20 protein-coding genes are annotated in these 21632 nt (G+C 72.0%); 8 read left to right on the top strand and 12 right to left on the bottom strand.

Annotated elements, in window-relative coordinates:
- Positions 1–62: 62 nt before the first annotated feature.
- The 8 genes from ACSP50_RS16485 to ACSP50_RS16450 form a co-directional block, all read right to left on the bottom strand.
- Positions 63–722, bottom strand: coding sequence for a hypothetical protein (locus ACSP50_RS16485; RefSeq protein ID WP_043511534.1), 660 nt, complete (start codon positions 720–722; stop codon positions 63–65).
- A gap of 103 nt (positions 723–825) precedes the next feature.
- Positions 826–3081, bottom strand: coding sequence for a bifunctional diguanylate cyclase/phosphodiesterase (locus ACSP50_RS16480; RefSeq protein WP_014690365.1), 2256 nt, complete (start codon positions 3079–3081; stop codon positions 826–828).
- On the bottom strand, positions 3062–4528 hold the full coding sequence (locus ACSP50_RS16475) for a diguanylate cyclase (protein ID WP_014690364.1): 1467 nt from the start codon (positions 4526–4528) through the stop codon (positions 3062–3064). Before ACSP50_RS16475 ends, ACSP50_RS16480 begins: the two co-directional genes overlap by 20 nt.
- Positions 4529–4631: 103 nt before the next feature.
- Positions 4632–5537 (bottom strand): transporter substrate-binding domain-containing protein, encoded by a 906-nt coding sequence (locus ACSP50_RS16470; protein WP_014690363.1) that lies wholly within the window; start codon positions 5535–5537, stop codon positions 4632–4634.
- Positions 5527–7866 (bottom strand): PAS domain-containing sensor histidine kinase, encoded by a 2340-nt coding sequence (locus ACSP50_RS16465; protein WP_014690362.1) that lies wholly within the window; start codon positions 7864–7866, stop codon positions 5527–5529. Before ACSP50_RS16465 ends, ACSP50_RS16470 begins: the two co-directional genes overlap by 11 nt.
- A 79-nt stretch (positions 7867–7945) precedes the next feature.
- Entirely contained in the window at positions 7946–9508 is a 1563-nt protein-coding gene (locus tag ACSP50_RS16460) for a CocE/NonD family hydrolase (RefSeq protein WP_014690361.1), read from the bottom strand.
- A 104-nt stretch (positions 9509–9612) separates the two neighbouring features.
- Positions 9613–10137, bottom strand: a complete 525-nt coding sequence (locus ACSP50_RS16455; protein ID WP_014690360.1) for a GNAT family N-acetyltransferase — start codon at positions 10135–10137, stop codon at positions 9613–9615.
- Positions 10138–10284: 147 nt separating this feature from the next.
- Positions 10285–10635 carry a hypothetical protein gene (locus ACSP50_RS16450; RefSeq protein WP_080127855.1) on the bottom strand — a complete coding sequence of 117 codons (351 nt, stop codon included), beginning with the start codon at positions 10633–10635 and terminating at the stop codon, positions 10285–10287.
- 67 nt (positions 10636–10702) lie between these two features.
- On the opposite strand from ACSP50_RS16450, the gene ACSP50_RS16445 reads away from it, so the two are divergent.
- The 4 genes from ACSP50_RS16445 to ACSP50_RS16430 all read left to right on the top strand — a co-directional run bounded on the left by ACSP50_RS16445 (position 10703) and on the right by ACSP50_RS16430 (position 14015).
- The gene (locus ACSP50_RS16445; RefSeq protein ID WP_043514347.1) at positions 10703–11548 is read left to right on the top strand and encodes an SDR family oxidoreductase; all 846 of its coding nucleotides are present in this window, start codon (positions 10703–10705) and stop codon (positions 11546–11548) included.
- 40 nt (positions 11549–11588) lie between these two features.
- On the top strand, positions 11589–12836 hold the full coding sequence (locus ACSP50_RS16440) for a lactate racemase domain-containing protein (RefSeq protein ID WP_014690357.1): 1248 nt from the start codon (positions 11589–11591) through the stop codon (positions 12834–12836).
- Positions 12833–13663, top strand: coding sequence for an asparagine synthase-related protein (locus ACSP50_RS16435; RefSeq protein ID WP_014690356.1), 831 nt, complete (start codon positions 12833–12835; stop codon positions 13661–13663). Before ACSP50_RS16440 ends, ACSP50_RS16435 begins: the two co-directional genes overlap by 4 nt.
- Positions 13664–13727: 64 nt before the next feature.
- Positions 13728–14015: a hypothetical protein gene (locus ACSP50_RS16430; RefSeq protein ID WP_014690355.1), complete on the top strand. Its 288-nt coding sequence runs from the start codon at positions 13728–13730 to the stop codon at positions 14013–14015.
- A gap of 77 nt (positions 14016–14092) precedes the next feature.
- Here the strand turns inward: ACSP50_RS16430 and ACSP50_RS16425 are convergent, their stop codons facing one another.
- Both ACSP50_RS16425 and ACSP50_RS16420 read right to left on the bottom strand, forming a co-directional pair.
- Complete coding sequence (locus tag ACSP50_RS16425) at positions 14093–14875, bottom strand: DUF2785 domain-containing protein (RefSeq protein ID WP_014690354.1); 783 nt, start codon at positions 14873–14875, stop codon at positions 14093–14095.
- A 60-nt stretch (positions 14876–14935) separates the two neighbouring features.
- Positions 14936–15205 (bottom strand): hypothetical protein, encoded by a 270-nt coding sequence (locus tag ACSP50_RS16420; protein ID WP_014690353.1) that lies wholly within the window; start codon positions 15203–15205, stop codon positions 14936–14938.
- Between the two features lie 55 nt (positions 15206–15260).
- Between ACSP50_RS16420 and ACSP50_RS16415 the strand changes: the two genes are divergently transcribed.
- Complete coding sequence (locus ACSP50_RS16415) at positions 15261–15629, top strand: BlaI/MecI/CopY family transcriptional regulator (RefSeq protein WP_043511532.1); 369 nt, start codon at positions 15261–15263, stop codon at positions 15627–15629.
- On the top strand, positions 15626–16516 hold the full coding sequence (locus ACSP50_RS16410) for a M48 family metalloprotease (RefSeq protein ID WP_014690351.1): 891 nt from the start codon (positions 15626–15628) through the stop codon (positions 16514–16516). Before ACSP50_RS16415 ends, ACSP50_RS16410 begins: the two co-directional genes overlap by 4 nt.
- Positions 16517–16532: 16 nt before the next feature.
- Here ACSP50_RS16410 and ACSP50_RS16405 read toward each other — a convergent pair whose 3' ends face one another.
- Both ACSP50_RS16405 and ACSP50_RS16400 read right to left on the bottom strand, forming a co-directional pair.
- The gene (locus ACSP50_RS16405) at positions 16533–17363 is read right to left on the bottom strand and encodes an alkaline phosphatase family protein (RefSeq protein WP_014690350.1); all 831 of its coding nucleotides are present in this window, start codon (positions 17361–17363) and stop codon (positions 16533–16535) included.
- A gap of 84 nt (positions 17364–17447) precedes the next feature.
- Positions 17448–18182 carry an ABC transporter permease gene (locus ACSP50_RS16400; protein ID WP_014690349.1) on the bottom strand — a complete coding sequence of 245 codons (735 nt, stop codon included), beginning with the start codon at positions 18180–18182 and terminating at the stop codon, positions 17448–17450.
- A 146-nt stretch (positions 18183–18328) separates the two neighbouring features.
- Between ACSP50_RS16400 and ACSP50_RS16395 the strand changes: the two genes are divergently transcribed.
- On the top strand, positions 18329–19603 hold the full coding sequence (locus ACSP50_RS16395) for a hypothetical protein (RefSeq protein WP_014690348.1): 1275 nt from the start codon (positions 18329–18331) through the stop codon (positions 19601–19603).
- A gap of 155 nt (positions 19604–19758) precedes the next feature.
- Positions 19759–21573 (top strand): SpoIIE family protein phosphatase, encoded by a 1815-nt coding sequence (locus ACSP50_RS16390; protein ID WP_014690347.1) that lies wholly within the window; start codon positions 19759–19761, stop codon positions 21571–21573.
- Positions 21574–21632 lie beyond the last annotated feature (59 nt).

The following is a 21632-nucleotide window of genomic DNA, read 5'->3' as shown; positions in this document are numbered from 1 at the left end:
CGACTTCTGAGCAGCCGCACGTCAGCGTGAGGGGCCCGCGGGTCGGAGGCTGTTCGGCGGCGTCAGAGGGCGTGGGCGGGCCGGCGGTGACGCGTCCAGAAGATCACCAGCGGGATGGCCGTCGCCAGGACCGGGGCGATAACGGGTGCCCATGCTTCGTACCGGCTGTACTGGACCACGATGGTGAACAAAAGGTACAACATCAGGGCCTGGGTGACGTAGCCCGCGGTGTGCGGTTTGGACCGGCCAGCGGGGGCTCTGCGAAGCTGTACGGCATAGATGCCTGACAGCACGAGCGCGCCTGTCATGATCCACAGACCGAGCCCGGAGTAGAGGTATCCCGGTCCGACGTAGGTGCCCGCTACCGACACTAAGCGGCCCTGGGACAGTCCGACCGTCACCCGGGCACCCTCGCGCACCTTGTCTACCTCGATCCAATTCGCAGCTTCGGGTGTTGTCCGCTCCGTGCCGTTGTCCAGGCGCAGCGTGATCTGCTGACCTGTCCCGTGCGTGCTGCCGTCGAAGACGTCGTAGTAGTGCGCGCTCAGTACGGTCGCGTCGTGCGTCTCCAGGCGCCCGGCGTCGAAGTCGGCGTGGCATGTGACCCGTACGTAGACGGGGTAGGTGACGAGTAGCAGCAGGCCGAGACACAAACCCGCCGAGTATTTCAGAACGGTCCGGTAGAAACTCTTGTCCTCGTCCTGACCATCCACAGTGTCCACGAACCCACCGTATGTGCATGGGTGTGCACGCGCCACAGCTGCCTCCGGCACCTGCAGGGGCCGTAGTCCGGGATGATCAGCGTCCCGTCCCTCAGACGACCGGTCAGGCCGCCGCCGCTATCCGGCGGGCGGGGAGTTCCGCGGCCGGTTTACCGAAGTGGTAGCCCTGCGCCAGCCGGTAGCCCAGCCGGTACAGTTCCGCGGCCTGTTCCGCGGTCTCGACGCCTTCGGCCACGGCGCTGAGCCCCAGGCCGTCGCTGACCCTGATCAGCGCCTCGGCGATCACCGCGTGCCGCCCCGCCATGGTCACGTTGTCGACGAAGGACTTGTCGACCTTGAGGACGTCCACCGGGACGGTCTGCAGCAGGCCCAGCGACGAGTGCCCGGTGCCGAAGTCGTCCAGCGCGATTCCCACGCCCAGCGTGTGCAGGTCCTCGATGGCCTGGACGGCGACACCGCCGCCGAACACGGCGGTCTCGGTGACCTCGACGATCAGGCAGCCGGCGGGCATTCCCGTCTCGGCCAGTACGGAGGCGACCATCGCGGCGAGCCCCGGCTCGGCGAGCTGCCGGGCGGAGACGTTCACGCTGATCCGCTGCGGGGCGGTGGCCGGCTGCTCGGCGTGCCACCGGGCGAAGTCGGCGCACGCGGTCCGCATGATCCATTCGCCGAGCTCGACGATCAGCCCGTTCTCCTCGGTGACCGGGACGAACGCGGCGGGACTGACGAAGCCGCGGTCCGGGTGCTGCCAGCGGACCAGCGCCTCCACGTAGCGCAGGTCGCCGGAGGGCAGCGCCACGATCGGCTGGTAGACCAGGCGGAACTGGCCGGCGTCCAGGGCGGCGCGCAGTTCGGCGCCGAGGCGGGCCTTCTCGTCGGCGTGTTCGTCGAGTCCCGCCGCGTACCGGCGCCACCGGCCGCCACCGGACTTCGCCGCGTACATCGCGACGTCGGCCCGGCGCAGCACCTCCATCGCGTCGCCGGCACCGGCCCCGTCGGCGACGCCGACGCTCGCGACCACCAGCAGCTTCTGCCCGGCCACCGCGAACGGCTCGCGCAGCGCGACGGAGATCCGGTCGGCTTCGGCGTCGGCCTGCTCGGCCGTCGCGTCGGCGAGCAGGACGGCGAACTCGTCGCCGCCCATCCTCGCCACCAGATCGACCTCGCCCAGCCCGTGGCGCAGGCGGTCGGCGACGGCGAGCAGCAGCGCGTCGCCGGCCGCGTGCCCGAGCCGGTCGTTGATCTCCTTGAAGCGGTTGAGGTCCAGGAGGCAGACCTGCGGGGAGCCGGCCGCGAGGGCCTCGCCCAGACGTCGGCCGAATCGGCGGCGGTTGGCCAGCCCGGTGAGGTCGTCGCGCATGGCCAGCCGTTCGAGGAGCGAAGACTGGGTCTGGATCTGCCGGACGAAGCCGGTCATCCGGGCGGTCACCAGGAGCAGGACCAGGACGGCGCCGAGCCCGATGGCCGCCCATCTGATCTCGTCGTGACGCAGGCCCTGGATCATCAGCACGGCGGGTACGAGCAGGGCGCAGCCGATCAGCATGGTGGAGCGGCCCCACCCGAAGCGGACGCTGGTGGCCGGGCGTGCCGCGGCGCCGGCGTCCGCCATCGACGGGTGCAGCGCGGCACCGGCCCAGCAGACGTAGCTGCCCAGGAACACGGCGGTGATGACCGAGGCCGGACGTCCGGTCAGCGTCGGCGCGAGACTCCAGGCGAGGTCACCGGCGAAGTTCAGCACCGAGCCGGCCGCGAGCAGCGCCACGCTGGTGGTGCGGGCTCCGGTGCGGGTGAGCAGCCGGGTCGCCACCGCACACATGATCACGTCACAGCCGGGGTAGGCGACCGTGAGGACCCGCTCGGACAGCGGCGTGCCGTGTCCGCCCAGCGCCGGGTCGATCAGGAACACCCAGTAGACCAGCGCGACACCGGTGGCCATCACCGCGGCGTCGGTCATGCCGGGCAGGTCCCGCCGGGCCGGTACGCCGGCGGCGAGGAGCAGACCGGACCAGAGCAGGGGGTACGCGACGAGGTAGCACGCGTCGTTCCAGTACGGGTACGGGTGCTCGCCGTGGAGCAGGCCACCGACCTCGAAGGCCACGTCACCGGCCACGAACGCGATGACGCCGGCGGCGAACACGTACCAGGCGTACGGCCGGGCCGGCCGGTACCGGCGCACCGCGGCGAGGATGGCCACGAACGCGGCCAGGCCGATCCCGTTGTACAGCACGGACGCGAGCAGTCCCCCGGCCGGCAGCAGCGGGAAGCCCAGGCAGATCAGCGTCCCCGCGGTCATCCACGTCCAGGTCAGCCGGGTCCGGCGGTCGGTGAGCGTCGGCATGTCAGGCAGCGGCCACGACATCGTCGCTCACCACCCGGTCACGGCCGGCGGCCTTGGCCCGGTACAGCGCCTGGTCGGCGCGGCCGAGGAGCTCGTCGCCGCTCTCCACGCCGTCCCAGGTCGCCACGCCGGCCGAGAACGTGCAGCCCATCGGCGTGACCGGGCGCAGCCGGTCGAGCAGGTCGAGGGCCTCGGCTGCGGTGGTGCCGGGCAGCAGGGCCACGAACTCCTCGCCGCCGTAGCGGGCCAGCACGTCCGTCGAACGCAGGTTCGTCGACCAGGCCGCGGTCGCCTCGGTGAGCAGTCGGTCGCCCGTCTGGTGGCCGTGCGTGTCGTTGAAGACCTTGAAGTGGTCGAGGTCGAGCACGGCGAGGGTGAGCGGGGCGCGGTGCCGGGCGGCGTGTTGCAGCGCCGCGGGCAGTGCGGCGTTCCAGGCGCGGCGGTTGGGCAGGTTGGTGAGCGGGTCCAGCTGGGCCGCCTCGCGCAGCAGATCGGCGTGTTCGGCGAGGATGGCCGACTGTGCCTGGACCTGCCGGACGAGCATCGTCATCCGGGCGATGACGAGCAGGAACATGACCACCGAACCGGTCACGATCGCGTACGCGTCGAGGACCCGGCCGGCACCGCGGTACGCCTGCCAGGCCAGCAGCGCCGGCGCGATCAGCGTGGCCGCGGTGAGCAGCATCAGGCGGTGCAGGGTCATCGGTCGGACCCGCTGTGGGCCGGCCGGCCGGCCGATCTCCACCATGCCCGGGTGCAACGCGGCGGCGCCGAAGGCGATGTAGCCGGTCAGGTACGTGCAGTCGATCAGTCGGCCGCCGAGCGTGCCCGGGTCGTAGGAGGTCTGATTGGCGAACGCCCAGAAGTAGTCGCCGACGAGGAAGACCACCATGTTCGTCGCGACCAGGAAGAACGCGATGTTGCGCGCCCCGTCGGCGGTCAGCAGCCAGGCGACCATGGCGACCAGCAGCAGATCGAGAGCCGGGTACGAGATCGCCATCAGCCGGCCGGCCAGGCCGAGCGACGCCTCCGCGGCCGCCGGCTTCATCAGGAAAACCCAGCTCAGCAGCGCGAACGCACTTGTGATGATCATCGAGTCGACGAGCGTGGCCCAGTCCCGGCCGGCGCCTCGCCGGCGCAGCAGGACCAGCACCCCGGTCACCTGGAGCGCGTAGCCCAGCAGGTACGGGACGTCGTACGGGTGGAAGACCCCACCGCTGCCGGAGGCGACGAAGTAGATGATGTCGCCCACGACGTTGGCCAGCTGCCCGGCCATGAGCAGCCACCAGGCGGCCGCTCCCGCGGGCCGGTTGCGCCGGATGCCGACCACGATGGCCACGGCACCGGCCACCGCCACGCCGTCCCACCCCAGGACCCCGTACACGTTGTCGGGCAGCCACAGATACAGCGCGACGAAAAGCATGCCGCCGATCAGGAAACCCATCCACGCGCGAGGACGCTTCATCATCTGTGCCGCCTCCTCCCGTACTAATGTCTGACGCTTCCCCATGTCAGTCGGCGCGGCCGCAGCGGACCTGAGGCAATCGGCCGCCGGCGGGGCCCGATCCGCCTCAGGACACGCATCCCGGCTCGGTACCGTCGGCGATCTCCTGATTCTCGAATCCCCAGGCGCGCAGGATCCGGGCGATGGTGCCGGAGCTGCGCAGCTTCGCGGCCGCGGCGGTGTAGGCGTCGAGCAGGTCGGGGGCGCCGGGATGAAAGGCCATGGCGCCGAGTTCGAGGCGGGGTGTGCCGTCGACGATCGGCGTGAAGCTGGGCGTGATGTCGAGCGCGCCGGGTGCGGTGGTGGCCACGAGCCGGCGCACGGACAGGCTGGTCAGGGCGAAGGCGTCGATGTCGCCGGCGATCACCGCGGTGGTGAGCTGGTCGGAGCCGGTGAACGGGATGATCCGTTCCTCCGGTACGCCGGCCGCGGTGGCGTATTCGGTCTCGACCGCACCGGCCAGAACCCCGAGCCTGGTGCCGGGGCGCGCGGCGATGCCGGCGTAGTCGGCCAGGTGCAGCGGGTTTCCACCGCGGACGGCGAGCGCCTGGGGCAGCCGGAAGTCGGGACGGGCGAACGCCACCCGTGCGCAGCGAGCTGTGGTGATGGACATGCCGGCGGCGACGATGTCGGCGTTGCCGGACAGTACGGCGTCGATGAGACTGGTGAAATCCATCACCAGCGGTTCGATCCGGGGGACGCCCATCGCGGCGAGAACCTCCCTGGCGATCTGCGGCATGGCGCCGGTGAGTTCGCCGCCGGCGTCCACGAAGCCGAACGGCTCCTCACCGGCGACGGCCAGGCGCGCCACTCGCGTCCGGCGCAGTTTGGCCAGCGTGTCGCGGGGGGTGGACTTCTCGGGGTGCGGGCAGCCGGTCAGCAGCGCAGCGGACACGACCGCTGTGGTGGCGAGGATCCGACGTCGGGTCATCGGTGCCGGCGGCGCGGCGTCGGGGTGCGGCTCACGGGGCATCGGCGAGTGCCTCCGCGACGGTGCGGGTCAGGTCGGCGGCGGGGAACGGTTTGGCCAGCAGGGTGGTGTGGGCGGGAACCTGCCCCTGGTCGGTGAGCTCGCCGTCGGAGTATCCCGACATGAAGACGGTGGGCAGGTCGGGGTCGACCTTGGCGATGGTGCGGGCCAGTTCGGGGCCGCTCATGCCGGGCAGCATGACATCGGTGAGCAGGATGGAGATCGTGGCCCGTTGTTCGGTGTAGCGTTTCTCGGCCTCCTCGGCGGTGCCGCACGCCAGTACGCGGTAGCCGTGGCGCTGCAGGATGCGCTGGGCCAGTTGCCGGACCTGCGGGTCGTCCTCGACCAGCAGGACGGTCTGGTTCTCGGCTGCCGGTGGCGCTGTGGCGGCCGCCGGCTCGGCGGCGGGATCGGACGGCGGGGCGTCGTGACGATGGAGGGCGATCGTGAAGGTCGTTCCCTGCCCGGGCCGGCTCTCGACGGCGAGGTGACCGCCGGCACCGTCGACGATGGCGTGCACGGTGGCCAGCCCGAGACCGGTGCCGCCGTGGTCGCGTTTGGTGGAGAAGAACGGGTCGAAGACCCGGGCGAGGGTCTCGTCGTCCATCCCGGCGCCGGTGTCGGCGACACTGATCCGTACGGTGTCGCCGGCGTCGACGGTGACCGTGATCCGGCCGCCGGCCGGGGTGGCATCGCGGGCGTTGGTGACCAGATTGACCAGTATCTGCTCGAGCGCGGTGGGCTCGATTGCGGCGAACGGGCGCCCGGCGTCGTCGGGCGGCAGCCCGACTTCGAGATGGCGGTCCGGACCGATGATGCGCCGCAGCAGTCCGGTCATCGACGCGACTCCGGCGGCGACGTCGGTGACGGTACTGGTGCCGTCGTGTTGCTGACGGCTGATGGCGAGGATCTGATCCACCAGGGCAGCGGCCCGGCCGGTCGCTTTCCGGCATTCGGTGAGCGCGTCACGGTCCTCCGCGGCCAGGTCGTTGCCGCCGGTGAGCACCAGGTCGAGGTAGCCGCCGATCGGGGTGAGCAGGTTGTTGAAGTCGTGCGCGATGCGGGCGGCGAGCCGGCCCAGCGCCTCCATGCGGTGCACCTGCGCCAACTGTTCCTGCAGTTCGTGCCGCGGGGTCTCGTCGGAGAGCAGCAGCAGCCGTCCTCGGCCGCGGAAGGTGTCGGTGCAGTAGGCGATCACCCAGCGCGGTCCCGCACCGGTCTCGATGGTCATCGGCTCACCGTCGAGATCCTCGGTGACGCTCAGCGACTCCGGCTCGCCGTCGGCCCGGTGCACGGTCAGGTGCAGCGGGCTGCCGAGAACCGCACCCGGTCGGTGGCCGAGCAGGCGGGCGGCAGCGCCGTTCTCGTACTCGACGGTGCCCTGGGGGTCGACCTCCAGGATCGGTATCGGCGACGTGTCGATCAGGCGGTTGCGGCGCTCCTCGCTCTCGGACAGGCGCTCGGCCAGATTCACGGCGCGGCGCCGCGACCGAGCCTGGCCGAGCACGGTGGCCAGCAGCACCAGGCACAACAGGGCGGCCGCGGACTGCAGCACCAGCCGGTAGGTCCGCTCCCCCGCGACGGTTACCGTGCCCGTGGGGGTGTAGCCGATCTGCCAGCGCCGGCCGTAGGCGGCCACCTCGTCGGTGCGCGCCGAGGGCCGGCCGTCGTCCACCGACACGGCCAGCAGCGTGGGAGTGTGGGACACATCGGTGATGCGCACGTTGCCGCTGATCTCCGCGCGGCCGTACAGGCCGTCGAGGAAGCGCTGGACGTCCAGGTGCAGGCCCACGTACCGGTCGGCACCGGCGGCGCGGATCGCCAGGACGGTGCCGGCCATGGCGCCGGAGGCGGGTATCGGGGCGCTCAGCGCCGGGCGCCTGGCCTGCGTCGCGATGCCGAACGTCGCCGCTGCCTGCGGCACCGTGCTCAGGTCGGTGCCGATCGGGTAGCCGCGGGCCGGCTGTGGCTGCGCCGTCCGGACGACAGCTGCCCCACCGGCATCCCGGTCGATGGCGAGGATCGCCAGCGCACCCGGATACCGGTGCGGCAGGTCGAAGCCGCCGGAGACGGCGGCCAGGGCGGAATCGTCCCCCTTTCCCGTCGAGAGAGCGGCATCCGCGGCAGCCAGCACGTCCGCATAGCGAGCCAACTCGTTCTCGACGGCACGAACATCCGTGGCCAGGGCGGCAGCCGTGGCGATGGTCTCGTCGTGGCGCGCGACCGCACCCGACCAGAGCCACGCTCCGGCCATCAGGGCCAATGCGGCCGTGACGCCGATCCACGGCAGCGCCCGCTGTCCCCGGCGTAGCGCTGCCAGTCGACGTGCCATCGCCACATCACCTCTGTCACGGGTATAACCCGTCCGGCCGGCGCATGAGGCGGTAACCCACGAGTAGGGTCCGGGAACTTCAGGCCGACGGTACGTCCAGCCATGAGCCGCCGTGGAAGGTGATGGTGGACCCCGCCGTGTTCGCGTCGAAGTAGAGCGGGTCCTTGGTGTCCACGACCAGGGCTAGCCGGTGACCGGCCGGCAGGTTGTACGCGGTGACCTGCAGCGGCAGATCCAGGACCGTGGGTGACCCGTGCCAGGTGACCGGCGCGTGCGAGAACAGTCGGCTGACGCCGAGGGCGTTCACGTCGTACAGGTAGGCGATGACCGTGCCGGCCGGCCGCGACGAGGTCAGCGACACGTGCAGGTGCGGCACGCCGCGGACCCGCCAGCCGCCGGCCGGCGCGGCGCCGGACAGCCAGACTCCGGCATCGCGGCGCGACACGAACGGCAGTGACGTGGTCGGCAGGATGCCGGTCAGGCCCTCCAGGCCGTTGGTCAGCAGCGCCACTCCCCCGTCGGCGACGGTGTCCGTGCCGGCCTGGATCTGCCGGTCCCAGGTCGACGACGGCACCGCGGTGCCCAGATCGCCGGTGGGGATCAGCCCGTGCGGCGCGCCCAGCAGCAGGCGATCGGTGTGCGGGGACACAGCGGCCACGTCGCGGTACGACTCGACCGCCGTCGAGTCGTGCGGACGCAGCACCACGCCGGGTTCGGCGCCGATGCCGGTGTCGACGCCGGCCAGGTATTCGTCGAGCCAGCGCCGCACGCTGGTCCACACGTGGTTCGGGATGCCGGCCAGCCCGGACAGCTCCACCGTGGCGTGGTCACCCGGCGCCAGTTCCAGACGCTTCGGCGTGCTCAGCGCGGTGTAGAAGTCGAGCATCTGCCCGGCCGGGAAGATGCTGTCGCCGTAGCTGTGCGCGAGGAGCACGGCCGGATGGTTCCGGTTGATCGCGTCGATCGAGTACCGGGCGGATCGACCCCGCGCCCAGCGCTCCCGGGCGTCGGCGTTCCGGTCGGCCCAGTAGTCGTCGAGGATCTGGTTCATCTCCGGCGACGGGTGCCCGACCAGGCGTGCCGCGGCCTGCAGGAACCATGCCGCCTGCGGCCGGCGGGTGTCGCCGCCGGCCATCGAGGCGGCCAGATCGGCCCAGCCGCTGAGCGAGGCCACCGCGTGGATCCGCGGATCGTGGGCCGCGGCGAGCAGGCTGATCCCACCGCCGTAGGAGACGCCGACGATGCCGATCCGGCCCGGGTCGGCCGCGGTGTGCGCGAGCAGCCAGTCGACCGCGCTCGAGGCGTCCGCGACATCCCGCGGCCCGGCCACGTCGATCGTCCCGCCGGAGAGCCAGAACCCGCGAGCGGTGTACGACAGCACCACGTACCCGGCTTCGGCGAGCCCGCGGGCCTGCGCCAGATACTCCAGGTCGTTGAATCCCCAGCTGGACACCAGCACGACCGCCGGGTGGGCACCCGGCGCGGACGGGGCGATCACGTTGGACTTCAGCACCACACCGTCGGCGGCGGTGATGTCGTTCCAGCGGAACCCGGTGGTCGCCGCCGGCCGGGCCGTGGCCGGGGCGGACATCACCAGGACGGACATCATGAGCAACGACAGGACGATCGCGAGACGACGCATAGACCAGATCCTTTACCGTCGGGTTACCGGACAGTAACAGGAACGCTGGTCGATTTGTACCGCCTATTTCACCGGCGAATCTCCGGCCGCGGGCCGGATCGGGGTCAGCACGGTTCGACCGGTGGCTCACTGTCGGTGACGAGGTCGAGCTGGGTGATGGCGACATCGTGCCAGTCGCCGTTCTTCCAACCGATGTTCCGGTGTACGCCGACCAGCTGGAAGCCGAGCGCCGCGTGCAGGCCCATGCTCGCCTCGTTGGGCAGGGTCGTCTTCGCCACCGCCACCCGGTAGCCGCGATCGATCAACCGCGGCAGCAGTGACCGGTACAGGGCGCGGCCGGCGCCCGTGCGGCGGCGGCCGACGGCCAGGTAGACGCTGACCTCGCACGACCAGCGGTAGGCCGGGCGGGCGGCGAACGGACCGGCGTACGCGTAGCCGATGATCTCGCCGTCGTCCTCGGCGACGAGCCAGGCGTGCGACCGGACGGCGGCCGCGATGCGCCGGGCCATCTCGGCGTCCGACGGCGGGTCGGACTCGAAGGTGATGGCGGTGTCCAGTACGTACGGGCGGTAGACGGCCGCGCAGGCAGCGGCATCAGCCTCGCCGGCGGAGCGGATTGTCAGCGGCATGCCACGAGTCTGCTACCCGTCCGCCCGTTCCCCGTCCACGAAGAAGGGCTCGGCTGCCGCCAGGCGCGGTACCGGCACGCCCCAGCGGCGCGCTTCGGCGAGCCATGGCTTCCGCCGGCTCGAGGTGCCCCGCTGCCTCCTACAGGATTACGCCCGCTGGTCGCCTCTTTCTCGCTTGTCGAGGACTTCTGCTCGCTGCTCGATCTCCGCTTGCCGGTCGTTGAGGGTTCTTTCCCGCCGCGTCAGCGCCTCATCGCGGCGGGAAACGGCTTTGGCACGCCGGTCCAGGGCGCCGTCACGCCGGTCGAGTGCGTCGTCACGCCGGTCGAGGGCGTCGTCCCGTCGATCGAGGATCCGGCCGCGGTGCTTCTGGGCGTCGGTGGTGGGGCTGGTGGCCTCTTGCTGGCGGCGCAGGTCGGCTTGGCGCTCATCGCTGAGTGTGCGCAGCCTTTCCAACGATGCCGCCATTTCGCCGGCGAGGCGAGCGTCTTGGGACATGCTTCAACTGTGCACCTCGCCGGTTGCGCCGGGTGGCGATAACACCATCGCAGGTAATGTGACCGCGATGCGCATCCTTGTCACCGGGGGAACCGGGAATGTGGGCAGGCTGGTCGTCGAACACCTTCTCCAGGCCGGAGCAGAGGTCCGGGTGCTCAGCCGTGGCGGTCACGCGCCCGGTGCGGCCGCAACGGTCCGGGGGGATCTGGCGCAGCCGGACAGCCTGCGAGCGGCATTGCAGGACATCGATCGCCTCTATCTGTTCCCGTACGCCGGGACCGCACCCGCCGTGGTCCGGCTCGCCGAACAGGCCGGCGTCGAGCGGGTGGTCACCCTGTCGTCCGGGGCGGTGACCACCGGCTACGACACGAATTTCCACCTGCCCGTCGAGCAGGCGGTGGAAGCCTCCGGCATGCGGTGGACCCACGTCCGCCCGGCCGAATTCATGCTCAACAACCTGTGGCTGTGGGGGCCGTCCATCCGGGCGGAGAGAACCGTCCGCGAGCCCTTCCCGGATCGTGCCGGGTGCCCGGTCCACGAACGGGACATCGCCGAGGTGGCCGCGGCGGCACTGGTGGAGGACGGTCATCACGGCCGGGCGTACACACTCTATGGTCCGGAAACGCTGACCCGCCGGGACCAGGTGGCGGCCATCGGTCAGGCGCTCGGCGAACCTGTCCGGCTGCAAGCCGTGACGCCGGCCCATGCCCGCGACATGTATCTGGCCCAGGGCGGTTTCGCGGCCGCGTCCGCCGATTTTCTCACCGGCTTCCAGAGCTATTCCGGAGGAGAGCCGGAGGCCGCCCCGGTACCGGTCGAACCGCACCCCATGCCGACCGCGGCGGACGTCACCGGCCGTCCCGCCCGGACCTTCGCCACCTGGGCTGTCGACCACGCCGCCGATTTCCGGTGACCGGTTGCCGCCGGGCGGGCATCGAGGGCAGGCTGCGGTCATGACTGACCTGATCGGTGGCGCCGGGCAGGTGCTCGACCCGGCCGCCGTCCGCGCCTCCGTGCTGGCCCGGCTGGCGGCCGAGGATCTCGGCGGCAAACGGGTGTGCCTGGTGGTGCCGGACGCGACCCGCAGCTGCCCGCTGCCGCTGCTGCTGGACGCGGTGCACGAGGCGCTGCACGGGCGGGCCGCCGCGGTGACCGTGCTGATCGCCCTGGGCACGCACGCGCCGATGACCGACGAGCAGCTGCGCCAGCACCTCGGCGGGCCCTACCCGGGCTTCGAGGTGCGCAATCACGAGTGGTGGCGGCCGGCGGCGCTGGTGTCGCTGGGCCTGATCGGCGAGGAACGGGTGGCGCAGCTGTCCGAGGGCCGGATGCGGCGCGCCGTCGAGGTCACCCTGAACCGGGCGGTGGCCGAGCACGACGTGTGCCTGGTGATCGGGCCGGTCTTCCCGCACGAGGTGGTCGGCTTCTCCGGCGGCAACAAGTACTTCTTCCCGGGCGTCGCCGGGCAGGAGATCATCGACTTCTCGCACTGGCTCGGCGCGCTGATCACCAGCGCCGAGATCATCGGTACGCGCGGGATCACCCCGGTGCGGGCGCTGATCGACGAGGCGGCCGCGATGATCCCGTCCCGCCGGCTGGCGCTGTGCCTGGTCGTGCAGTCGGGCACCGGCGCCCTGCACGCGGCGGCGTTCGGCACCCCGGAGCAGGCGTGGGCGGCGTGCGCGGACGTCTCCGCGCGGACCCACGTGCAGTATCGGGATGCGCCGGTGCGCCGGGTGGTGTCGGTCATCCCGGGCAAGTACGACGACATGTGGACCGGGGCGAAGGGCTTCTACAAGGTGGAGCCGATCGTCGCGGACGGCGGCGAGGTGATCATCTACGCGCCGCACATCACCCGGATCTCCGCGATGCATCCGGAGATCGAGGAGATCGGCTACCACTGCCGGGACTACTTCGTGAGACAGTGGGACCGGTTCTCCGCGCAGCACTGGGGCGTGCTGGCCCACTCGACGCATCTGCACGGCGCCGGGACGTGGGATCCGGTGGACGGGGAGCGGCCGCGGGTGCGCGTCACCCTGGCCACCGGCATCCCCGAGCAGGTGGTGCGCGGGGCGAACCTCGGCTATCGGGACCCGGCGACGATCGACCTGGAAGCCTTGGCCGCGGATCCGGACACCCTGGTCGTCCCCCAGGCCGGCGAGGTCCTGTTCCGCCTGAACGCCGCGGGGACCGCACGATGAGCCGGCGGGGTGCCGACGAGGTGGTGACCGAGCTCGCCAAGATGCTGACCGGCGTCGGCCGGCTCGCGGTCGCGTTCTCCGGCGGCGTCGACTCCGCCCTGCTGCTCGCCCTCGCCGCCCGGGCGCTCGGCCCCGGCCGGGTGCTCGCCGTGCTCGGCGTCTCGGCGAGCCTGCCCGCGGCCGAACGCGCCGCCGCGCACGAGGTGGCCCGGCACATCGGCGCGCCGGTCGTCGAGGTGCTCACCCGCGAGGGCGAGCGGCCCGCCTACCGCGCGAACGGGCCGGACCGCTGCTACCACTGCAAGGACGAGCTGTTCACCCGGATCGACGACGAGGTCCTCGCCGCGCACCGGGTGGACGCCGTGGCGTACGGCGAGAACGCCGACGACGCCCGGCGCCCGGACCGGCCCGGGTCCCGGGCCGCGACCGAGCATCGGGTGCTGCGACCGCTCGCCGACCTCGGGCTGAGCAAGGCGGACGTACGCCGTCTCGCCCGCGAGTGCGGGCTGCCGGTCGCCGCCAAGCCGGCCGCGCCCTGCCTCGCCTCGCGCATCCCGCACTTCGTCGAGGTCACCCCGCACCGGCTCGCGCAGGTGGAACGGGCCGAGGCGGCGCTGCGTGACCTCGGGTTCGCCGACCTGCGGGTGCGTCACCACGATGACGTGGCCCGGATCGAACTGCTCCCGGAGGACCTGCCACGCGCGGTCAGCTCCCCGATCCGGGAGGCGGTGCACGCGGCGGTCCTGGCGGCCGGGTTCCGGTTCGCCGCCTTCGACGCGGCCGGCATCCAGTCCGGCGCCTTCACCCTGCCCCTGGTCGGGCGCTGAGCGATCGAGCTGGACAGATCCCTCTACTGTGATGGCGTCGCATCGGGCCTCGGGGAGGGCAGCCGTGGAGTTCAGTCAGGTGTTCTGGTACGTCTTCATGGTCCTGCTGTTCTTCGGCGGCAGCATCGGCGGGGTCGTCCAGCACCTTCAGTCCCGCCGGCACCGGTTCAAGCTGGAGATGGCCAGGGAGCACACCAACCTGGTGCAGGCGCAGGCGAAGCTGGCGGAGGAACAGAACCGCAAGACCGCGCTGGAGGTGCGGCAGGCGGAGCTGGAGATCGAACGCTACGACCGGCGCGTCCCCGGCAGCCCGCCGATCCCGTCGCTGGGTGTCACCGGCGAGGAGCGGTAGCCGTCAGGTGTACCGGCGGGCTCCAGCCGCCGGACCCGGTGGCGCGGACCGCAGGGCGACCCGGTCACCCACCGCCACTAGGGTGACGATCTGTCCACCGGGTAGGCATCGAAGGCGGCGTGCAGCCGGACCGCTGTCGCGTCGGTGATCGCGGTCCGGTGCGGCAATGCATGCCGGTCCGCCATGACGTAGAGCGCCCGCAGGACCGCGAGGGTGTTGGCGACCGGAATCGGCAGCGGCCCGGGGCCACCGCCGTCGAACAGCTCGTCCACCCGGATCAGCCAGCGGACCGCCCCCTCCTCGGTCAACTCCGGCCGCCCCAGTATCCGCACCAGTGCCCGCGCCGTCCTGTCCTCTTCCATCTGGGCATACCGGTACGCGGTCGGGGTCACCGTCCGCCGGCCGATGAGATCGAGCAGTGCGGCCAGCGCCGCCGCATCGAGCCGCGGTGAGGTGCCCAAGGCTCCGGCGAGGTCGGCCCCGTGCGCGATCGCGTGCAGCCAGCCGAGCCGCTCGTCCCAGCCGCGAAGGTCATCCTCGGTCAGCCACCAGTCGCCGAACGCCGCCCGCCAGCGATGCACTGCCGCGCGGTCCAGGACTCCCGTTTCCCGGTCCCGATCGACGATGGCAGCCAGGACGAGCGGCGCGAAGGCGCGGGCCTGGATCTCCGGGTGAACGAGGCGGCCGGCCAGCATGTCGCCGAGTGCGGTGAGACGGGTGTCCAGCGCTCCGCCACGGATCCAGCGGACCAGCGTCGAGTACGCCTGGTCGTCTCGCACCCGCGGGTCGGGAGCGGCGAGCATGTCGAGCAGGCCGGCAAGTGCCTCGTCGAGATCGGCCGGAATCGGGGTGTCGCTCATCGCAGCAGGCTATCCACGGCGATCGCCGCCAACGGACGCACTCATCGGGGGAGGCGCTGCCTAAGGCGTACAAATGCCGATCACCGCCGCAGGGACGACGTAGCCGATCAGGAAAACCGTCGGGGAGATCATCACCGCGGCCATCGCCGAACGCCAGGCGGGATGGGCGAGCGCCAGGGTGTGCGCCCGGTGGCTGACGAAGGCGTCGAAGGAGAGCAGCGGGGCGAGTCTGCCGGCCACGGCGGGGGTCAGCAGGACGAACGCGGCGGCCGAGCCGGCGAGGACGGGCCGCGCGGGACCGGGGCGGGTGCGGCGGACGTCGTCGATCACGCCATCGAGCTTATCCCTACATTATGTAGGTGGTGATTCCCGATAGTCTCGGGGTGTGACGAAGGACAGGCGGCGCCCCGGTGCGCTGGAAGCGGCCGTCATGGCGTCGCTGTGGGCGGCCGACGCGCCGATGACGCCGGCCCAGGTGCAGCAGCGGGTCGGCGACGATCTGGCGTACAACACCGTGCAGACCATCCTGATCCGGCTGCACGAGAAGGATCAGGTGCAGCGGCGCCGCGCCGGCCGCGGGCACGTGTACTGGCCGGTGCGCGACGCGGCGGCCGCGGCGGTGGCCCAGATGCGCGCCGCGCTGCCGGACGGCACCGACCGGCACGCCGTGCTCCGGCAGTTCGCCGCCTCCCTCGACGCGGCCGACGCGGCGATCCTGCGTGACCTGTTCACCGACGCCGAGCGCCCGGCATGACCGTCGCCATCTACCTGCCGCTGCTGCTGGCCCTGCCACTGGCGTCGATCGCGCCGCGGGTCGCCGGCCGGGGCACGCCCGGCCCGGCCGCGCGCCTCCTCGCCGCCACCGCCGCGGTCGCCGCCGTCTCGTCCACCTGGTCGCTGACCATGCTGGCGCTCACCATGCTCGACGACGTACCGCCGCTGTCCGTCCGGGACGACTCCCCCGGCCTGGAGCTTCCCGAGCCGGTGCCCGGGCCGGTCGCTCTGCTCGCCGGGGTCCTCCTGCTGGGCGCCGGGGTCCGGCTGCTCGTCGACGTCCGCCGGCGCTGGACGACGCATCGCCGGTTGCGGGCCGTCGGCGAGGTCCAGGACGGCCTGGTCATCGCCGACTGGGCGAAACCGATGGCGGTCGCCGTGCCCGGCGCCGCCGGCCGGCCCGGGCATCTGCTGGTCACCACCGGGATCCTGCGGCTGCTCGACGCCGACGAGCGGCGGGTGTTGTTCGCCCACGAGCAGGCCCACCTCGAGCATCGTCACCACCGGCTCGTCGCCGTGGCCGCCGCGGCCGCCGCGCTGAACCCGCTGCTCATCCCGGTCCGGGACGCGGTCGCCTACCTGGTCGAACGCTGGGCCGACGAGGAGGCCGCCGCGCACGTCGGCGACCGCCGGCTGACCGCCAAGGCGGTGGCCCGGGCCGCCCTCGCCGGCTCCGGCCCGGAGCCGGGGACGGCGCTGGGCATCGACGGCGGGGCGGTGGTCCGCCGGGTCCGCGCCCTCGGCCAGGCGACCCCCGCCACGCTGCGCCGCCGCCTGATCGCCCCGGCCCTGCTCGCCGCCGGTTTCCTCGCGGTGGCCGCGGTCGCCACCGAGGCGTTCGTTGATCTGGCCCAGGCCTGGGTCTGAACACCCGGAACAGGATCTAGACCCAGGGCAGGCCGGTACGCGCGGCGGCCGCGCCCAGGTACGGCAGACCGTACATCTTCTCCAGGCTGTGCAGCAGGTCGTAGTGGTCGAGCCGGACGGTGTACTGGCCCGCCGGCACCCCCACCCCGATGACGATGGCCGGAATGTGGTCGGCGTCGGTCCGGTCGTCCTCGTCGAAGGTGAGCACGAACCAGCTGTTGTGCGTCCGGGCCCAGGTCACGTACTTGGCGAGGTGTTCGCGCAGCCACGCGTCGCCGGTCGCCCGGGAGCAGTCGTGCATGTCGTCGCACACGTCGGGGATCACGAACGAGACGGTCGGCAGCTTCCGGTAGTGCGACGGGAAGGCGGAGTACGGCCGGCTGACCGACGACGGCACGTTGCTGAAGTTCGCCCACGGGGTGTGCCGCCGGAAGTAGCGGGCCGACCCGCAGCCGCGCCAGCCCGTGCGGGGCAGGCCCTCGGCGTATCCGGCGAAGCTGTCGCCGGCGTCGATCAGCTGACGCGCCAGGTTGGGCCGGGCTCCCAGGTCGTACGGGCACTTGTCATCGGTGACGCCCTGGGTCGACCCGGAGAACAGCGCCAGATAGTTCGGCTGGCTGGGATGTGTCTCGGCGTAGAAGTCACGCAGGTTCGCCGCGTGCCCGGCCAGGGCGGTGATCCACGGGGTCTGGGCGGGTCCGACGATGGCGTCGTACCGCTTGTTCTCCAGGACGACGATGACCACATGGTCCGGCTTCGGCGTCGCGGCCACGGCCGGAACCGGGTTGATCAGCGCCGCCGTCACGGCCGCCAGTGTCGCCTGCCCGAGCTTTCGCGTGATGTCCACTCCTACATGCTGTAGGTTACAGGGTGATCGTCCCCTCGACACTCCGGGAGTCCGGTGGAGATCACCCCCGTGGCGGCCGGCTCCTCAGACCAGGTTGTTCGCCACCAGCTCGACGGTCAGGGCGGCGGCGACCGCCTCGGCCGCCAACAGCCCGACCAGGACCAGCAGCTGGGTGGCGCCGGCCTGGACCGCCGAGCCCCCGCCGAGCAGCACCCCGACGAACGCGCCCGGCAACGTCACCAGCCCGACCGTCCGGGTCTGGTCCAGGGCCGGCACCAGCGCCTGGCCGGCGGTGGGCCGGCACACCTCCAGGGCGGCGTCGCGCGGCAGGAAACCCAGGGCCAGGGCCGCCTCGTACTCGCCGCGCCGGTCGCGCAGTTCGTCCCGGGCGCGCCGGCCGGACAGCGACGTGGCGGTCATCGCCCCACCGATCAGGATCCCGGCGATCGGCAGGACCGCGATCTCGGTCGGCGGCACCGTGCCCGCGGCGACGACCACGATCCCGGCGAGCCCGGCGCCGGCCACGATCGGGACGATCGCCGGCCATCCGCGCCGCAGGGTGCTGATCCGCCGCGCCGAGGTGGCCGCCGCGACCAGCACCATCAGCAGCAGGAACACCGCGGTGGACCACCACGCCCGCAGCACCGCGGTGATCAGCACGGACACCAGCGCCAGCTGGGCGACCGCGCGCAGTGAGGCGGTCACCACCGCCCGGGACACCCCGAGCCGGCCGACCGCGGCCGCCGTCGTGGCGATGAGCAGCAGCGCGGTGAGCACCACGGCCAGGGCGGGGCGGGCGGAGATCGTTGCCTGGTTCATCCCGGCACTGTCGCAGATCCCGCTTCCCTACCAGATCGCAAGCCCGGAATGGGGGACATCTGCCGAGAAAGTCGCCGGTCATCTTCAGGAGGGTTTCAGCGCCCGCATCGCATGGTGTCGGCTGACACCTTCCCACAGGAGACACGATGAGCTACTCCTCCAGCGGTCTGGCCACGCGCACCGACAGGGCGTGGCTGACCAAGGTCCCGGCGATCACCGCCACCTTCTGGGTGATCAAGATCCTGTCGACCACGGTCGGTGAGACGTTCTCCGACTACCTGGCCGTCAACGTCGGACTCGGCCCGCTGGTCACCGACGCGATCATGATGACCGTGCTGGCGATCGCACTGGTCCGGCAATTCCGTACCGCCAAGTACACGCCCTGGATCTACTGGGCCTGCGTGGTGCTGGTCAGCATCGTCGGCACCCAGATCACCGACTTCTTCACCGACACCCTCGGCGTCAGCCTGTACGTGAGCACGGCGGTGTTCGCGGTGATCCTGGCGATCGTCTTCATCACCTGGCACCGGCAGGAACACACCCTGGCGATCACCTCGATCGACACCCCGCGCCGGGAGGCGTTCTACTGGGGCGCGATCCTGACCACGTTCGCGCTCGGCACCGCCGCCGGCGACCTGTCCACCGAGGCGCTCAGCCTCGGCTTCCGCAACGGCGTGCTGATCTTCGGCGCGCTGATCCTGATCACCTGGGCGGCCTCCCGGTTCGGCGCGAGCCTGGTGGCGACGTTCTGGATCGCGTATGTGCTCACCCGCCCGCTGGGCGCGTCGCTCGGCGACCTGCTCACCCAGTCGAAGGACTTCGGTGGCCTGGATCTCGGCGCCAGCGCCACCAGCCTGCTGTTCTTCGGCGTCATCCTGATCCTGGTGATCCGCGAGCAGTTGCTGGCCAACCGGCACGGGGTCGCCGAGAAGGGCGACGGGCCGCTCGGTGGCCGCCGCGCCGACTACGCCTGGGCCGGCGCCGCAGCCGTGGCGATCGCGGTCGCCGGCGTCGGGCTGAGCAGCCTGCACACCGGCAGCACCGACACGACGGCGACCACCACCACGACGGACGTCGGCGGCACCGCCACCGGCGGCGGCCGGCCGGCGCAGGTGAAGGTGATCCACCCGACGACCAAGCTCGGCAACCTCACCAGGTTCGCGACGATCACCGCCGCGGTCAAGGCCAAAGTCGACAAGAACGACCTGGCCGGCGGCAAGGCCAAGGTCAAGGACCTGGAAGTGGCGTGGGACGAGGCCGAGGCCGGTCTCAAGCCCCGCGACCCCGGCAAGTGGAGCCGGCTCGACGGCGAGATCGACGACGTCCTCACCGCCCTGCGCGCCGGCAACCCCAGCCAGGCCGACTGCACCGCCGCCCTGAAGACCCTGATCACCACCCTGAACCAGTTCGACGGCGTCTGACCCGCCCGGCGCCGGGTTCGGCCAGACGGCCGGCGCTGCCGGCCGTCGGGTACGCTGCTGGCGTAGCCGCCATCTCGACCGTGACGCCGGCGTTCCGGCACTGCACGGGACGCTGAAGCGAGCCGGCGTGTACCCGGTCTGGGGGTGCCTCTGACGTGATCGAATCGTTCGAGGCGTCCTGGCAGACGGTGGGCGACACCGGCCTCCGGGCGAGCGCCGAGCCGGCCTTCGACCGGATCGCCGGTCTGGCCCGGGTTCTGCTCAGCGTCCCCGTGGCGGTCGTGGCCCTGTTCGACGCCCAGGGGCAGTTCTTCCCCGGCGCCGCGGGGCTGGCCGAACCCTGGGCCACTCTGCGGCAGGCACCGCTGAGCCACACCCTGTACGAGCCGGCAGACCTGCGGCAAGGACCCGTCGTCGTCGCCGACGCCCGCACCGACCCACGATGCGCCCACCGCCCGGCGATCAGCTCGTTACGGGCCGGCAGTTACGTGGCAATGCCGCTGACCGACAACGCCGGCACCGTTCTGGGAGCGTTGTGCGTCATCGGCGACCGGCCTCGCGCCTGGTCCGCAACGGACCTGTCGCAGCTGTCCGACCTCGCCCTGACCTGCTCGGACAGCCTGCAATCGCGAATCGCTCTCGGGCGGGCCGAAAGCCGCAGCGCCGCCGCGACGGCGACCAGCCGCCAGGCCCGGGCGGTCTCCGCACGCGGCGAACTCCTGCTCAAGGCCAGCGTCCTGCTGGCGCAGGCGCGTACCGTCGCCGACACCGTGGACGCGGTCGCCCAGCTCACCTCACCGGTGTTCGACCCCGACCTGATCGGCATGGTCCTGCTCGACGACGAGCACCGCCTGCGGGTCTTCGGCGCCGACGGGCTCCCCGGCGACGTCGCCTCCCGCTGGGTCAGCTTCCCCACCTCGGCGCCGCTGCCGGCCGCCACGGCGTTTCGCACCGGACAGCTGCTGTCCCTGCCCGACCCGGCCGCCATCACCGCCGAGTTCCCGCAGCTCGCCGACGAATTCTTCGGACTGGGCTGGAAAGCCATCGCCTGTCAGCCCCTCCCCGGCGTGCACGGCACCCTCGGCGTCCTCACCCTGTCCTGGACGCACCCGCAACACCTCGACGCCGAGCAGCGCAGCATCATCGTCACCGTGGCCGGATACCTCGGGCAGGCCCTGCAACGCATCGCCCACCTGGACGCGCAGTACACCGCCGCCCGAACCCTGCAGAGGGCCCTGCTCACGCGACTGCCGCACACCGCGACGCTGCGGCTGGCCGCCCGCTACCTACCCGCCCACCACGGTGATCTGGTCGGCGGAGACTGGTACGACACGGTCCCGCTCGCCGACGACCGGCTCGCCCTGGTCATCGGCGACGTATCCGGGCACAACCTGACCGCCGCCGCGGCCATGAGCGAACTGCGCAGCATGGCCCGGGCCCTGCTCATCGACCGGCCCGACACTCCCTCGGGGGTCCTGCACCGCCTCGATCACGCCAATCAGGCCCTCGGCGCCGACATCATCGCCACCGCGGTCATCGCCTACCTCGATCCGCAACCGGACGGCAGCCACCGCCTGCAATGGTCGAACGCCGGACACCCCGCGCCCACCCTGATCACCGCCGGCAACCGGGTCACCGGGCTGCCCGGCGCCGACCCGCTGCTCGGCGCCCGCCACCGTCGCCCCCGGAGCACCCACCATCACGTGCTCCCGCCCGGCGCCACCCTCCTGCTGCACACCGACGGGCTGATCGAGACGCGTGACGCCAGCCTCGACGAGGGCATCTCCCAGCTGCATCGACTACTTTCCCACCATCGCGACCCCGTGACGTTCGCCGATGTACTCGCCGCCCACGCCAACGCGCGCATCCGTGAGGACGACGTCGCCTTCCTCCTGGCCACCGCCGTGCCGGTAGCCGCCCGACACACGCTCACGGCACCCGCCGAAGGCGACTGCGCCGACGGCAGCTGAGAGCCGGACAGCCATCACGGTGGTCCGGGTCCCGGACTTCGCCAGGAAATCGTTGTCAC

Origin of the sequence: Actinoplanes sp. SE50/110 (genome assembly GCF_900119315.1) — a bacterium.
In the GTDB taxonomy this organism is placed as follows: Bacteria; Actinomycetota; Actinomycetes; order Mycobacteriales; family Micromonosporaceae; genus Actinoplanes.
The sequence above is the reverse complement of the archived record's forward strand: the minus strand, read 5'-3'. Positions and strand labels throughout refer to the sequence as shown.

What these genes read in the sequence shown, in the direction of transcription:
- ACSP50_RS16440 (WP_014690357.1), top strand. Translation starts at nt 11,589, where the DNA reads ATGACTGACCTGATCGGTGGCGCCGGGCAGGTGCTCGACCCGGCCGCC.
- ACSP50_RS16470 (WP_014690363.1), bottom strand. Translation starts at nt 5,537, where the DNA reads ATGCCCCGTGAGCCGCACCCCGACGCCGCGCCGCCGGCACCGATGACC.
- ACSP50_RS16475 (WP_014690364.1), bottom strand. Translation starts at nt 4,528, where the DNA reads ATGATGAAGCGTCCTCGCGCGTGGATGGGTTTCCTGATCGGCGGCATG.
- ACSP50_RS16425 (WP_014690354.1), bottom strand. Translation starts at nt 14,875, where the DNA reads ATGAGCGACACCCCGATTCCGGCCGATCTCGACGAGGCACTTGCCGGC.
- ACSP50_RS16435 (WP_014690356.1), top strand. Translation starts at nt 12,833, where the DNA reads ATGAGCCGGCGGGGTGCCGACGAGGTGGTGACCGAGCTCGCCAAGATG.
- ACSP50_RS16455 (WP_014690360.1), bottom strand. Translation starts at nt 10,137, where the DNA reads ATGCCGCTGACAATCCGCTCCGCCGGCGAGGCTGATGCCGCTGCCTGC.
- ACSP50_RS16410 (WP_014690351.1), top strand. Translation starts at nt 15,626, where the DNA reads ATGACCGTCGCCATCTACCTGCCGCTGCTGCTGGCCCTGCCACTGGCG.
- ACSP50_RS16400 (WP_014690349.1), bottom strand. Translation starts at nt 18,182, where the DNA reads ATGAACCAGGCAACGATCTCCGCCCGCCCCGCCCTGGCCGTGGTGCTC.
- ACSP50_RS16465 (WP_014690362.1), bottom strand. Translation starts at nt 7,866, where the DNA reads ATGGCACGTCGACTGGCAGCGCTACGCCGGGGACAGCGGGCGCTGCCG.
- ACSP50_RS16395 (WP_014690348.1), top strand. Translation starts at nt 18,329, where the DNA reads ATGAGCTACTCCTCCAGCGGTCTGGCCACGCGCACCGACAGGGCGTGG.
- ACSP50_RS16445 (WP_043514347.1), top strand. Translation starts at nt 10,703, where the DNA reads ATGCGCATCCTTGTCACCGGGGGAACCGGGAATGTGGGCAGGCTGGTC.
- ACSP50_RS16480 (WP_014690365.1), bottom strand. Translation starts at nt 3,081, where the DNA reads ATGTCGTGGCCGCTGCCTGACATGCCGACGCTCACCGACCGCCGGACC.
- ACSP50_RS16460 (WP_014690361.1), bottom strand. Translation starts at nt 9,508, where the DNA reads ATGCGTCGTCTCGCGATCGTCCTGTCGTTGCTCATGATGTCCGTCCTG.
- ACSP50_RS16450 (WP_080127855.1), bottom strand. Translation starts at nt 10,635, where the DNA reads ATGTCCCAAGACGCTCGCCTCGCCGGCGAAATGGCGGCATCGTTGGAA.